15 protein-coding genes are annotated in these 13,085 nt (G+C 37.9%); 8 read left to right on the forward strand and 7 right to left on the reverse strand.

The genetic code is table 11. The annotated features are described in order from the left end of the window. Positions 1-44 precede the first annotated feature (44 nt). Entirely contained in the window at positions 45-404 is a 360-nt protein-coding gene (gene rplT / locus AC1Z3K_RS04100) for a 50S ribosomal protein L20 (protein ID WP_426080970.1), read from the forward strand. A 394-nt stretch (positions 405-798) separates the two neighbouring features. Here rplT and AC1Z3K_RS04105 read toward each other — a convergent pair whose 3' ends face one another. The 3 genes from AC1Z3K_RS04105 to AC1Z3K_RS04115 form a co-directional block, all read right to left on the reverse strand. Continuing rightward, positions 799-1,251, reverse strand: coding sequence for a transposase (locus AC1Z3K_RS04105; RefSeq protein WP_461731940.1), 453 nt, complete (start codon positions 1,249-1,251; stop codon positions 799-801). A gap of 615 nt (positions 1,252-1,866) precedes the next feature. After that, on the reverse strand, positions 1,867-3,006 hold the full coding sequence (locus AC1Z3K_RS04110) for a M56 family metallopeptidase (RefSeq protein WP_461731941.1): 1,140 nt from the start codon (positions 3,004-3,006) through the stop codon (positions 1,867-1,869). Then, positions 3,003-3,377, reverse strand: a complete 375-nt coding sequence (locus AC1Z3K_RS04115; protein ID WP_461731942.1) for a BlaI/MecI/CopY family transcriptional regulator — start codon at positions 3,375-3,377, stop codon at positions 3,003-3,005. Before AC1Z3K_RS04115 ends, AC1Z3K_RS04110 begins: the two co-directional genes overlap by 4 nt. A gap of 209 nt (positions 3,378-3,586) precedes the next feature. Here AC1Z3K_RS04115 and AC1Z3K_RS04120 point away from each other — a divergent pair, with 209 nt between their 5' ends. The 7 genes from AC1Z3K_RS04120 to AC1Z3K_RS04150 all read left to right on the forward strand — a co-directional run bounded on the left by AC1Z3K_RS04120 (position 3,587) and on the right by AC1Z3K_RS04150 (position 9,396). Continuing rightward, positions 3,587-4,519: a DUF4352 domain-containing protein gene (locus tag AC1Z3K_RS04120; protein WP_426080967.1), complete on the forward strand. Its 933-nt coding sequence runs from the start codon at positions 3,587-3,589 to the stop codon at positions 4,517-4,519. An 80-nt stretch (positions 4,520-4,599) separates the two neighbouring features. Then, a complete protein-coding gene (locus AC1Z3K_RS04125; protein ID WP_461731943.1) occupies positions 4,600-5,055 on the forward strand; it encodes a hypothetical protein in 456 nt (151 codons plus the stop codon). 166 nt (positions 5,056-5,221) lie between these two features. Next, positions 5,222-5,725, forward strand: a complete 504-nt coding sequence (locus tag AC1Z3K_RS04130) for an LURP-one-related family protein (protein ID WP_426080965.1) — start codon at positions 5,222-5,224, stop codon at positions 5,723-5,725. A gap of 186 nt (positions 5,726-5,911) precedes the next feature. Next, the gene (locus tag AC1Z3K_RS04135; RefSeq protein WP_426080964.1) at positions 5,912-6,406 is read left to right on the forward strand and encodes a GyrI-like domain-containing protein; all 495 of its coding nucleotides are present in this window, start codon (positions 5,912-5,914) and stop codon (positions 6,404-6,406) included. Between the two features lie 19 nt (positions 6,407-6,425). Beyond that, complete coding sequence (locus tag AC1Z3K_RS04140) at positions 6,426-7,274, forward strand: AraC family transcriptional regulator (protein ID WP_461731944.1); 849 nt, start codon at positions 6,426-6,428, stop codon at positions 7,272-7,274. Positions 7,275-7,883: 609 nt separating this feature from the next. Beyond that, positions 7,884-9,122 carry a hemolysin family protein gene (locus AC1Z3K_RS04145; protein ID WP_426080962.1) on the forward strand — a complete coding sequence of 413 codons (1,239 nt, stop codon included), beginning with the start codon at positions 7,884-7,886 and terminating at the stop codon, positions 9,120-9,122. A 34-nt stretch (positions 9,123-9,156) separates the two neighbouring features. Then, the gene (locus AC1Z3K_RS04150) at positions 9,157-9,396 is read left to right on the forward strand and encodes a hypothetical protein (protein WP_426080961.1); all 240 of its coding nucleotides are present in this window, start codon (positions 9,157-9,159) and stop codon (positions 9,394-9,396) included. A gap of 200 nt (positions 9,397-9,596) precedes the next feature. Here AC1Z3K_RS04150 and AC1Z3K_RS04155 read toward each other — a convergent pair whose 3' ends face one another. From AC1Z3K_RS04155 to AC1Z3K_RS04170, 4 genes are all read right to left on the reverse strand, one after another. Further along, positions 9,597-10,982 carry a glycoside hydrolase family 1 protein gene (locus AC1Z3K_RS04155; protein ID WP_461731945.1) on the reverse strand — a complete coding sequence of 462 codons (1,386 nt, stop codon included), beginning with the start codon at positions 10,980-10,982 and terminating at the stop codon, positions 9,597-9,599. A gap of 81 nt (positions 10,983-11,063) precedes the next feature. After that, on the reverse strand, positions 11,064-12,389 hold the full coding sequence (celB, locus tag AC1Z3K_RS04160; protein WP_426080958.1) for a PTS cellobiose transporter subunit IIC: 1,326 nt from the start codon (positions 12,387-12,389) through the stop codon (positions 11,064-11,066). Next, on the reverse strand, positions 12,382-12,705 hold the full coding sequence (locus AC1Z3K_RS04165; RefSeq protein ID WP_426080957.1) for a PTS sugar transporter subunit IIB: 324 nt from the start codon (positions 12,703-12,705) through the stop codon (positions 12,382-12,384). Before AC1Z3K_RS04165 ends, celB begins: the two co-directional genes overlap by 8 nt. A gap of 3 nt (positions 12,706-12,708) precedes the next feature. Beyond that, positions 12,709-13,038, reverse strand: coding sequence for a PTS lactose/cellobiose transporter subunit IIA (locus AC1Z3K_RS04170; protein WP_426080956.1), 330 nt, complete (start codon positions 13,036-13,038; stop codon positions 12,709-12,711). Positions 13,039-13,085 lie beyond the last annotated feature (47 nt).

Consider the following 13,085-nt stretch of genomic DNA (forward strand, 5'->3'; position numbering starts at 1 on the left):
ATAAAATCCAAAAAGAAATGATAGATATTTAGGAGGAATTCAACATGGCACGTGTTAAAGGTGGAACAGTAACCCGTAAACGTCGTAAAAAAATCCTTAAGTTAGCGAAAGGCTACTACGGATCAAAACATACTTTATTTAGAACAGCTCAAGAACAGGTAATGAAATCTTACAGCTACGCATACAGAGATCGTCGTCAAAAGAAACGTGATTTCCGTAAATTATGGATTGCACGTATCAATGCGGCAGCTCGTATGAATGGTTTAAGCTATTCTAAATTGATGCACGGTTTGAAATTGGCTGAGATCGATATTAACCGTAAAATGCTTGCTGATTTAGCTGTTAATGATGCAGCTGCTTTCACTGCATTAGCTGAGCAGTCAAAAACTGCTTTAAGCAAATAATAACCAATCAATAAGTAGCGCCCTGCTCAATTCGAGCAGGACGCTTTTTTATGATTTTCAAAACATCATTAGATTCGGTTCTACGTCAAGTTGTGTTGGTAGGACAAAAACTGAATAAAATAGAAGGACTTGGAATGAAAAAACAGAGATTCTCTGATTTTGTTCCAAGTTTTTTTGAAAAAGCGAGAATAAAGCGAATGATTTTGGCAGCTAAGCCTATAAATTTATTATGCTTTGCCTCGAGTAATCGCAGAGGCAGGCTCCACAAGGTATATTCGTAGCTGGACAGCTAGCTCTAATATAAGGTATGAATGTTACACATTCATCTATCATTGTACGCATACCATCCCACTAAATGTTCCTACACAAGTGGAACTGGTAATTCCCGATTTACCTATAAAGCTGCGGAGATAGTCGCTTGTTTCTCTTTTTCATGCTCTGAAAAAATAAGGCCTTGAATACTATAGATACCTGAGCGAAAATGATAAAAATTGCGATAAGCATAGGCAACACGTTTGATGACTTTAATCTTGTTGTTTAGCCCTTCGGTCACACCATTGGAGAAAGAATAACGAAAAGCGTTAGTGATTCCTTGTTTGTGTTTTTTGAAGAAGGTCAAGCGCTCATTAAACACAGGAAGTTGAGCGTTGGTTAGATGATGATCATTCTTAATTATTTGCCCTTGATTTTTTACCCCACATTTCTCACAATGCATTGGGCGATAGGTAAGGGTAGCCTTAATTACCTGAGCCTGAACACTTTTCATTGATCTATATTCAAGCCAATCCTCTCCAAAGGAGAGGTGGTTATCTGTTAGTCCGAGCAATTTTCTGGTATTCTTATCCATGGGGAACAACCTTTCGGATGATTTGTGGTTTTGGACGATTTCATTTTATCAGTTTGTTGTTCCTTTTTTGTGTTTGAACACTCAAAAAAGTGTTGGCAGATTTTCCACCAACACAAAATATTATAGAACCTTAGATTCGGCTGTTTATTACTTTGGACTGTTGTTTTTTTCGAACGGAGACTTGAAAAACTAATACAGGAAGGGTTACACATAATAGGACAAAGACGAAGCCGATTATGGCTAATGGAACAATCGGGAGTAAAAAGTCCATCTGATAACTGTCTGTGATTTTGAAAACCAGCCAGGTAGTGAGAACACCAAGTGTAGCTGTTGTAGCTGATAGTCTGGGCTTCGGAATTCTTTGTATTCTTAGCTTCCAGCGATAGTCGAATTCCCCGGGATAGTGTTTGTTCATCTTCTAAGATTAATAGATTACGCATACTTTATTCCTCCTGACTAGAAGGTGTCGGAAAACTCTAGAGGTGAATCGTGATATAGACAGATAAGTGGAGCTGGTTTCTTTCAAAGAATATCTTATGAAGAGCCTCGCAATGGTTAGACAAGCAAAGCTAATCATTGTGAGGCAATTTAATAAAAATCCGATTTTCTTACTACTTATTTTTTGTAAAAGTGTCGTCCCAGCGGCAACTCTTCTTCAATCATTTTTGAAGAAGAACTAGTTGCCCCTGTCTCTTCAATGGGGGAGGCAGCTTCTGTTTCGGCAGTAGTAATTGTTTTTCCAGTGTGAGCTCCCAAAGCTAAAGCAATACCAAGCATGAGAAGGGTGACTACTAAATAGATAAAAGTGTCTCTCTTTTTCCGCTCATGTTTTGAAGCAATAGCTTCAAGGCGATTCTTTATTTCATTTGCATTCTCATAAAGAGTGACTGAAGCAACCTTCTCATTATAGGTACCAGAAGATTTCGTCATTTCGATTAAAGTTAAACCGTATTGATAGTGTTCCTCCTGATTCATTAGAGCAATAGCTCCTTCATCACAGGCATATTCACAGCTTTTATTTACTGTTTTGCTTAATTGATAAACCAGAGGATTAAACCAATGAACACAGATAGTGAATTGTACTAGCCACTTGTAGATAAGATCTTTGTTTTTATAATGGATCATTTCGTGCGATAAAATGGCATATAGCTGTCCTTCCGTTAAATCGTCTGTTGGAAGAACGATACAGCTTTTATTTATACCTAAAAGTAAAGGTGAGGAAATTAGAGGCGTGACATAAAGCTCAACAGCCCCTTTTATATTGTTCTGCTCACATACTGTACTTAGGATATCTAATACTTCCGGGCGTTCTACTGGGCGCCAGTCAGAACGAATATATTTTTTAAAGCTCTGATACTTTGTCCACTTTTGTACCAGCAGGAAGAAAGCAATGAGCAGCCAGCCATAGAGCAGGTATTGATCGTAGTTATTGCTTTCACGCCCCAAAACTATATTATCGCCAATCACCACATTATCGCCGACAATAATTGGGGGAGCCGGCTGGTTTGCCGGACCGCCTAAGATGGCTTCATAGGCAGAAGTTGATTGAATAAAAGAGTAGAGTGTACCTACGAAACTATACGCAGGCGTGATAGGTAATAAAAAGCGAAGAACGACAATAAGCAGCAATACATATTGAAAACGCCGCGAAAAACGCTTTTTCATGAATAGCTCTGCAGCTTTCCAAACTAAAAACAGGAGAGAGCCAGAAATACTGAGAGAAAAAAGGATACTTAAAAAACGTTCAGCTGTCATTTTTTCCTATTTTCCCAGTAGTCTTTCAACTCATCGATTTCTTTACTGGAAATCAGGTCATTTTGAACTAATGTTGCAATTAAGTCTTTTACTTCTCCCTCGTAAACTTTTCCTACAAACTCTTTTGTTGTTTCCCCTAAATAATCTTGTTCTGTCAACAAAGCAATATATTCATTTTTTCTACCCTTTTTTTTAATTTTTAAAAATTTTTTTTCAGTTAATCGGGATAGAAAAGTCAAAATCGTGTTATTTTTCCATTCAAAGCCTTTCTTATGAAGCTCTTCAACAATTTCAGCCAGCATCATCTTGCTGTCGTGTACCCATATAATTTTCATGATTTCTAATTCAGAATCAGAGATTTGAGAATTCATATTTTCCTCCTTATTATTACCGCAAGCTGAGATAGCTTTCAAAGCTGTATGTCAGCTTGTTTTCTTAAAATCATTATACCAGAGATAATTATTTAAAAGAAACCTGGATTTTAAAGTCAAGAAAAATGTATTTGAAGCGGTTGACAGAAAAGAAATACCTATGTTAGTATAACTACATGATGTAGGTGTTAAAAGATAGGAGGAGGATTGTGACAAAAAAGTACAGTGCTATTATTTTTGTAGCAGCTGTTTCCCTGCTTTTTTCAGGATGTGCTAAGAGTTGTATTGAGACAGAAGAAATGAACAAGTTATCTTCAGTCCAATCAGCAGAGACAACAGATGACGGGAAAATTTCAACGGAAAAAGATATGAATAAAGAAGCGATATATGAAAATTTGGCGAATTATGCAGGAATGCCCAAGATGATTGCTTATTCAGAAATTATAGATGAAACAATCACCTTTGTTGCTCAAATGAGAGGGGAACCTGAAGAGATTATATCAAGCGATGAGACCTTGAATGGTCAATGGTATATTCCTGTTTATTTAATGAGAAATCGTGATACACCCATTTATTTGAATATTTCGAATATTCAGAAAGAAAAATGGCCAAAAAATGGTGATATTCTACAGATTACAGGAAAGCCAGTTGGTTACTTGTTTACTGTGCACAACAATGAACGAGTAGATGTTTTAGACATTGAAGTAAGTGAACTAAAGGTTCATCTAACAGATTCAGAAAAGGCAGCGGACGGAAAAATTATTGAAACGGATACCTATAAAATAACACTGATTGACACAGCAGTAATCAATGACAGCTTTGAGCGGCTGACGTTAATCTTGTATTACAATTTTAAAAATAAAAAGGAAGTTAACGCCGTACCACCTATACGAACCTATTTTTTCTTTAAACAGGAAGAGGAATTAACTGCAAATTTTTTGGCTAGGGAACACGAATCCTTGAATCCTAGTGCATTAAATTATGAAGTGTTGGAACCAAATGTTGAGCTGCTATACTATACCGCTGTATTACTGTCCAATCAGAATGAACCGGTGGAATTAACCGTTTATGATGACGAATACAACTTATTGAGCAGAGTCGTTCTCCCAGTACCAACTTCAGAGGAACTAAGCAAAAGGTAAAAAGATTTGACGAAAAAGAGCTTTTCTCTTTTTTTATAAAAAGAAACGACAAGATTAGTTAAGATTGGGAGCGAATAAAGATGAAAAAAACAATAATTTTAGGTGCCGTTTTATTAAGTTTAACAGGTTTGGGATTAGCCGGCTGCGGATCAAATGAAAGTCAAAGCGGGAACAAGGCAGAGCAAAGTACTAAAGCGGATCAAAAGTCGAGGGAATTTGATGAGATTCAGGTAGGGCTTAGTAAAGATGATTTGACAAAAACATATGGAGCGCCAAAAGAAACAATAACAGATATGACAAAGGTTATGCAGGAATTTACTACAGACATGACTACGCTGCAAAGTGCTGCTGAAGACCAAAAAACACAGGAAAAGCTAGTTAATTTTTTTGGCGGCAGTCAAGAGAAAATGCAGGAAGAATTAACAAACATGCTGGCAAATGCTGATGAAGGACTTGAAATGCTGGTTTATGAAAACGCTGGAGAAACTATTCGGATTTATCTAACCGGAAGCAAGGTCTTATTAAGAACCTTCTAAGTAAATCATGAAGATAAATGGGGCTGTGATATCAGTATGCCTCAGTCCCTTAAAGCCAAATAAAGGGTGTTTCAGAAGTAACTTCTTCGACAATAAGGCGAACACTTCTGTCACAACCTCCTATAGATAGTAAAACAAAATTGAAATTATTAATGGAGTGTGAATCATGAAATTTATTATCAAGCAAAAATTGGTTGCTTTAAAACCAAGCTATGAAATTTTAGACGGCGCTGGAAATGCAGTCTATAAAGTGAAGGGGAGCTTTTTAGGCCGTGAGAACTTTGAGATTGTAGATATGGACAACCAAACCGTAGCTAAGTGTGGAACAGATGTCAATTTTATGAGTGTGCTAGGCTCATTCTTGAGATATAATTTTAAAAAATATCATATTACTGTAGAAGACCAAAAAGTTTTATCCATTGCCCGTTCATTGAATATCTTCTCTTATAAATTCAATATTGATTCTTCTTTGGGAGAAGTAAAAATGGGCTTTGGAGCCACCGGAAGTCACCAGCTTGTTTTAGATAAGGATATTCTATGTGATATCGACAAAAGAAAACTAACTATGGGGGGCGATGAATACCATATAGAAATCGATGATGCACATGATCATCGGGTCTTTCTTCTATCAACTATCGCTTTGGACCGGATTTATTATACGAAAAGATAGTTCGGCTGAAGCTCCAAGTACTGCTTACTTTGCTCTTTTCTGTGGAAGGCTGCCGAAAAAGCTAAATTCTTGAGATTATCAAATACAGGATTTGAAAAAACCTTACACTTCTTAACCGAAATTGTAAGGTTTTCTTTTTTTATGTTTGGTAAAGTTAAGACATCAAGAAATAAGGAGCGATTTATTATGGAATATAGAATTGAAGAATTAGGCGAGTTTAAATTAGCAGGTTATGTTAAGCATACAACAAATGCGTTAATGAAAGGGATGAGAGATTGTCCTTCATTCTGGAAAAAAATAATGAAAGAAGGTAAAAATGAACAATTATTACCATTGATTAATCAAGCACCATTTGGTTTGATTGGAGCAAGCGTGTATAATGTAGACAGTAAAAACAGTAAAAGATTTGATTATTATATCGCAGCTGCAACTACACATGAAACTCCAGAAGATATGAATGATTATATAGTGCCTGCAGCAACATGGGCTGTATTTCCCTGCACGCGAAAAACTTCTGGGAAGACACAAATGAACATTGTGAAAAAATGGGCGCCAAATTCAGGCTATGACTTATTAAACACTGGCTATGCTTCTGGAAAAATGACTTCTGTTGCACCAGATATGGAGGTTTACAGTGCTGGAGAAGAAGTGGAAATCTGGGTTCCAGTTAGAAAAAAGTAAATTAGAGAGGATGATAATAATGATAAATTGGCTGGACGGTATGAATAAAGTAGTGATGTATATTGAAAATCATTTGGATGAGGAAATTGATTATGAAGAGCTGGGGAAAATTCTTGGTTATTCCACCTATCACATGCAGCGGTTATTTTTAATGGTTGCTGGAGTATCCATTTCAGAATACATTCGCTGCCGCAGATTATCAAAAGCTGCTCATGAAATTATTAGCGGAAGCTCAGTGACTGATACAGCATATCGATATGGTTATAGCTCGCCAACTTCATTTAGCAGAGCCTTTAAAGCAATGCACGAAGTTACACCAAAGGATATAAAAAAAGGTGGTGTGATGGTCAAGGCATATCCACCGCTTTCCTTTGAACTATCTATCAAAGGAGCTAATACATTGAATTATCGAATTGTTCAGATGGATGGGTTTAAGGTTGTAGGGAAAAAAATTCATACAACGATGGAAAATGGCATGAGTTATCAGGAATTACCAAAGTTTTGGCAGCAGACACAACAAAGCGGCGAAGTCCCAGCTATTTTATCTTTGATGGATAGAGAACCAATGGGATTGCTAGGAATTAGTGACTATAACCCTAAGCTGGACGAAAGCACATTTGATTATTATATTGGTGCTGCTACTAGTAAAGAGACACCAGATGGATTCTTTGAATTAACGGTTCCAGCAGCGACATGGGCGGCGTTTCCTCATAAACTTAGTTTACCGGAGGAGGTACAGCAGTTTCAAAAGAAAATCGTAACAGAGTGGCTACCGACCAGCGGCTATCAATTTGCATTTGGTCCGGATATCGAAGTTTATGGAAAAGAAGGAGATATGGAGACCTGGATTCCAGTAACGCCTATTTAAAAGAACGCTTTATGGGATAGATAAAATAGACACACTTCAGCTTATTCTTAGCACCAAGGTCTGCTAAGAATAAGCTGAGGTGTGTTTTCTGTTGTAGCTTTTTAGCGGGCAAAGTATTTTTGCGATAAAACCGCTGATAAGAGTTGCCTTTATTTCAGTTTGAGTAGCATGTATTCATTATTTACGGAAGAACTATTTTTAAATTCTATAGACGAAGAATTTAATTTTGCTATAATAAAAGGTGCTGTTAAATATCTGAAAACTAATCTTAGCCGTATAGATTATAAGGTTGAATCAAATGTTATTTTTTTGATGGGTTGATAGTCGCTAGCTGTATCGAACAAAGACTTGATGCAGAAGGGCTAAGTCTTTGAGAGACACTTTGTGAGAGGTGCTAGTTATGAGGTCTTAACTATAGTATAATACGATTAAAGAAAAATGAGAGAAGAAATCAAAATAGAATGCTGCAGACAGAACGCCTCTTGCTAATCACTCAATACTAGCGGGAAATCCGACAGTATCTGCAGCATTAGCTAGGAAAAATGATTCCGATTTAGGAAACTTGAATAAAGTAATTAGAATAAAAGTAAAAAAGGATGATGATATTTTATGGACCCCCAGATAGGCATTATGTTGCCTGTGTTATTAGTACTACTTGTACTTTCAGCTTTTTTTTCATCAAGTGAAACTGCCTATTCCTCGTTAAACAGAATTCGAATTATGAAGATGGCAGAAGCTGGAGATAGGCGGGCAAAGGTTGTGCTGAATCTATTAAGTGATTTTGACCGGCTGTTGTCTGCAATTTTAATCGGAAATAATATTGTTAACATTGCCAGCTCATCTATTGCGACGGTTTTGTTTGTCGCGTATTTTGGAAACCTGGGCGTAACACTTTCTACGGTTATCATGACGATTGTTGTTTTGACTTTTGCAGAGATTTCACCAAAAGCAATTGCCAAAGAATCACCGGAATATTTTGCGCTGATGTTTGCCCGGCCGTTAAAGCTGTTGACAATGATTGTTTATCCTTTAACTATCTTTTTTTCAGGTATTAAGTCTGTTTTAATCTGGCTTTTGCCTAGTAAGGAAGTGGGACCTTCAATTACAGAAGAAGAGCTGCTGACTTTGGTAGAAGAAGCTGTACAGGAAGGATCAATTGATGAGGAAGACGAGATACTGATAAAAAATGTTGTGGAATTTAATGATTTAGAAGTTCAGGATATTTTTACACCTAGATTGGAAATTGTCTCTGTTAACTGTAAAAAAAGTATGGAAGAAATCGGTGAGCTGTTTAGAGAAACAGGTTTATCCCGATTGCCGTACTATGAACAGTCTATCGATGAAATTTTAGGCGTCATTAATCAGAAGGATTTCTATTATGAGGTGCTTGTAGATGGAAAGGAACTAGCAAGTATTGTCAAACCAGTCATTTTTATTCCGAAAAGTATGCGTATTTCTGAATTGATGAAAAAATTTCAGGAAGAGCATAATCATCTTGCGATTGTTGTAGATGAATACGGCGGAACGGAAGGGCTAGTGACCCTGGAGGATGTTGTTGAAGAGCTGGTTGGCGAGATATGGGATGAATTTGATGATAAGAAGCCGGATTTTCATCAGTTAAGTGAGAATCAATATGTGATGCAGGGCTCAACTGAATTTGAAATTCTTGAGGATCTTTTCGGGATAGTAAACAATACAACCTCATCCACATTGGGCGGCTACATTATGACGACTTTAGGACATGTACCGGTAGCAGGGGAAAAACTGAGTCTATCTTCGCTTGAATTAGAGATCAGAAAAATGCAGGATCATCGTATTGATGAGGTACTGATTACAAAGCAAGGATAAAGCTTTTTATTAAGTAGGCAAAGGAGTGGGACTGTTGGTTGAATTAATACTACTAGAAAATTCATCAGATCGGGTGGTTTATCGTTATCTTGTTGAAGGTAAAAATGAATTTACCGGAAGCATAGGATACAATCGTTTGACTGAGCAATATTATATAGAAGAGCTGGATCAGTCGAAAAGCGGCCATAGCTATGTTGGCCACGCAATAAGTCAGGTAAGAAAATACGTTGAAGCTGACTGTTTTCCAGAAAAAGATTTGCGGGCTTGGTATTAGTTTTTTTCAATAAAGCTTTAGTTTAGCAATATATGCGGAAAAATGAAATAGAGATTAGCATTTTAGGTTCATCATGCTAGTCTCTATTTTTATTGTCTCTGTACTGTTTTATGTTGATGGAAATGCTCAAACACACTAATGATTGTTCCAAGCTCTTCAATTCCATTTAGTTATTGATACGACCAACCTAATACAATGTTTTAGTCTAGGTCTGCTCCGTTTGTCGCAATCACTTTTTGGTACCAAGCAAAGCTGTCCTTTTTATAGCGTTTCAGGTCTTTCATATCAAAATCAGAGCGGTTAACATAGATAAAGCCGTAACGTTTTCTAATCCCTTCATGGGTACTAATCAAGTCAATCGCACTCCAAGGGCAGTAGCCGATAATTTCTGCACCATCTCCGATTGCCTGATTCATGGTTTGGATATGATCACGTAGATAACTGATTCGATAGGCATCATGAATCTTTCCATCCTCAGTTAGTTCATCTCGTCCGCCCAAACCGTTCTCAGTGACAATCATAGGTAAATGGTAACGGGAATAGATTTCATTGGCAGTTGTTCGGAAGCCCTCCGGATCAATTTCCCAGCCGAACTCCGTCACTGACAGGTGTTCGTTTTTTACTCCTTGGAAAAATCCCGGCAAATTCATCCCTTTCTGTTGATCATTCTTTTCAGAGGCAGTGGAGGCAACAGGACTAGCTTTAACTGTGCCGGTATTATAGTAGTTAAATGCAATAAAATCACAGGTTCCGCTCTTCATGATTGCCAAATCTTCATCTGTAATTTCCGGTTCGGCATTAATTGCTTTTAGCATAGTCATCACCTGATGATTATAAACACCATAAACGGCTGCATCAAGAAACAGCCAATTTCTTAGCGCATTGAAATTCTGGGCAGCACGCATATCCTCAGGATGGTCTGTTTCAGGATAAGCCAAGGCAATATTAGGTGCAGGACCAATCATTCCATTGTAGTTTTTATCATGATACTCTTTCATGACCATTGCCTGAGCAAGGAGCATATGATGATTTTCCTGAAAAAGCTCTTTAAAAGAGCGGTCGCCGGTTCCTACTGCTGCACCTGCCAGTACCATCATATTTTGTTCGTTGATCGTCAGCCAATACTTCACACGATCACCAAAATGCTCAAATAAAATGCCGCAGTAACGAACAAATGCATCGATAGTTTCACGATTTTTCCAACCGCCTTTTTCATCCAATGCTGCTGGAAGATCAAAGTGAAATACGGTTACAACAGGCTCAATGCCATACTTTAGACATTCATCAATCAAATCACTATAAAATTGCAGCCCTTTAGGATTAATTTCGCCGTCGCCATCTGGAATCACCCTAGTCCAGGCAATAGAGAAACGATAGGCCTTTAGCCCCAACTCTTTAAATAAAGCGATATCTTCCTTCATATGATGATAATGATCAGCTGCTACTTTAAAATCGCTGGTATTTTCGGGAAGGACCTTAACATCTTGGACAGATTTTCCCTTTCCGTCCTCATCCCAGGCGCCCTCTACTTGATAAGCACTAGTTGCTGCACCCCATAAGAAATCTTTTGGAAAATGATTTGTCATTCTGAAACATCCTTTCTTATTTTCTAACTAGATAAACAATAAGGTATGGGAATGTTCCCATGTCAAGGCTCTCCCATTATTTTATTCAGCTTCGGCAATTTCAGCTTCCATCTCTGCATCATAAGCAGTCTCGCCTTCGGCTTCAATTTTATAGGCTTTAAGGTCTTCCATCTTAAAGAATGGATAGTATAAACCAAAGCTCAATAAAATTTGAATTACCTGAAGAATCGCTCCCCGCCAGCCGCTTAACAGAAATCCAGCGACGACAGGCGGCGTGGTCCATGGGAGCAAAATACCATTGGTTATAGGTACGAGTCCGGTTGCCATTGCAGCATAAGCAATAATACACATTAATAGAGGAGCGATAATAAATGGAATCAGCATAACTGGATTTAATACAATAGGGATACCGAAGACCAAAGGCTCATTGATATTAAAAATAGCTGGAGCAAATGATAATTTTCCTAAAGTTTTAAACTGGGAAGACTTAGCAAAGAACAGACAAGCAATGGCCAGTCCAATTGTGGCACTAGATCCACCTAGTTTGATAAAGTTTCCATAAAATTGAGCATTAACAATGTTTGGCAAAACATCACCACGGGCAAAGGCTTCAGCATTCTCCACTGCCAAAGCAGTCCAGATAGGCGTCATCACTGCACCGATAATATTTGATCCATGAATACCGAAAGACCAAAGCAAAGCTTCAAACAGCAGAACAATCAAGGTTGCCGGCAGTGAGCTTCCAAGAGCAAGCAGAGGTGTCTGCAATACTTCAAAAATAAAGTTTTGCGCCGTTTCAAATGCTGTAAAGGTAAAGCCAATACGAATTAAATTGAATGCTACGATTACAAAGAAGCCTGGAATCAAGGCAGAAAATGATTTAGAGACATTAGAAGGCACAGATTCAGGCATTTTAATTGTCCAGCCCTTTTGTGTAACCCAGCGGAAAATTTCAACAGACAAAATTGCCGTAATCATTCCGACAAATAGACCGGAAGCGCCAAAATTTCCAAGGGGTAAAAACATCGCGCCGGTATCATCTGCTGTCAGTGGGGTCAGGACTAAAAAGGCAACAATCGCGATAGCCTGTGATGAACCTCGGTCCACTTCATAATGCTTTGCTAGTTCACTGGCAATTCCCAAAATAACAAAAATCGTCATGGCATTCATCGTCATATTGTTTACTTGTAAAAACAGATCCATCCAGCCCTCGCCGAATACAGAAGCCATAAAATCCAGATAGGCTTGGGAAGGGAGTTGTGTAACCAGCAGGAATAAAGAACCAATGATTAATAATGGCATAGCAACAAAGAATCCGTTTTTAATTGCTGAAAGGTAGCGGTTAGAATCAAGTTTGTAGGCGATAGGTCCTAGTCTGTCCTGCAAACCATCCATAAATTTATTCATTTTTTTGTCCTCCTTCTAATAATGACAGTGACATTTCTACAACTTTTTTTCCGTCCATTCGACCGTAGTCGATGATGGAGATTGTACTGACTATTAAATTTTTGTCTTTAAATTTCTCCTGATATTTTTCTTCCAGAAAAGAAATCTGAGGGCCTAACAGCAGGATATCTGTGTCAGCTAAATGCTTTTCAAACTGTTTTTCAGGAACAGCAATGATTCGCACATCAAGCTGTATAGAAGCCGCATATTTTTCCATCTTACTGACGAGCAGACTAGTGGACATTCCAGCAGCACAGGCAACTGTAATTCGAAGCATAAATCAAATTCCTCCTTTATCCAGACGTCGATAAAGGACAATCATTCGTTCAGCCATATCAATCATGTTGAGTGCATTCATCAAATGATCCTGTCCGTGCATCAACAATAGAGGAGAGGGAAGAATTGTTTCTTCCAAATTTTCCTCAATTAGATTGGCATGATAATCATGTGCCTTACTAATGGCTCTATGAGCCTGCTGCATTGATTTTTTAGATAAATCATACTTTCCTTCAGCTGCCTGATCGATAGCCTGTACTGCAAAACTTCTTGCATTTCCCCCCTGTAAAATTAGACCGATAATCAAATCCTCCTCTATAAGTTTATTTTCCATAATGCCCCTCCTTATTCAGCTGATTTTCTTTATAAAGAGCAAAAACC

It is taken from the genome of Enterococcus sp. LJL128 (assembly GCF_056924295.1).

Coding starts and splice junctions, on each gene's coding strand:
- rplT (WP_426080970.1), top strand. CDS start 45: ATGGCACGTGTTAAAGGTGGAACAGTAACCCGTAAACGTCGTAAAAAA.
- AC1Z3K_RS04105 (WP_461731940.1), bottom strand. CDS start 1,251: ATGGATAAGAATACCAGAAAATTGCTCGGACTAACAGATAACCACCTC.
- AC1Z3K_RS04110 (WP_461731941.1), bottom strand. CDS start 3,006: ATGACAGCTGAACGTTTTTTAAGTATCCTTTTTTCTCTCAGTATTTCT.
- AC1Z3K_RS04115 (WP_461731942.1), bottom strand. CDS start 3,377: ATGAATTCTCAAATCTCTGATTCTGAATTAGAAATCATGAAAATTATA.
- AC1Z3K_RS04125 (WP_461731943.1), top strand. CDS start 4,600: ATGAAAAAAACAATAATTTTAGGTGCCGTTTTATTAAGTTTAACAGGT.
- AC1Z3K_RS04130 (WP_426080965.1), top strand. CDS start 5,222: ATGAAATTTATTATCAAGCAAAAATTGGTTGCTTTAAAACCAAGCTAT.
- AC1Z3K_RS04135 (WP_426080964.1), top strand. CDS start 5,912: ATGGAATATAGAATTGAAGAATTAGGCGAGTTTAAATTAGCAGGTTAT.
- AC1Z3K_RS04140 (WP_461731944.1), top strand. CDS start 6,426: ATGATAAATTGGCTGGACGGTATGAATAAAGTAGTGATGTATATTGAA.
- AC1Z3K_RS04145 (WP_426080962.1), top strand. CDS start 7,884: ATGGACCCCCAGATAGGCATTATGTTGCCTGTGTTATTAGTACTACTT.
- AC1Z3K_RS04155 (WP_461731945.1), bottom strand. CDS start 10,982: ATGACAAATCATTTTCCAAAAGATTTCTTATGGGGTGCAGCAACTAGT.
- celB (WP_426080958.1), bottom strand. CDS start 12,389: ATGAATAAATTTATGGATGGTTTGCAGGACAGACTAGGACCTATCGCC.
- AC1Z3K_RS04165 (WP_426080957.1), bottom strand. CDS start 12,705: ATGCTTCGAATTACAGTTGCCTGTGCTGCTGGAATGTCCACTAGTCTG.
- AC1Z3K_RS04170 (WP_426080956.1), bottom strand. CDS start 13,038: ATGGAAAATAAACTTATAGAGGAGGATTTGATTATCGGTCTAATTTTA.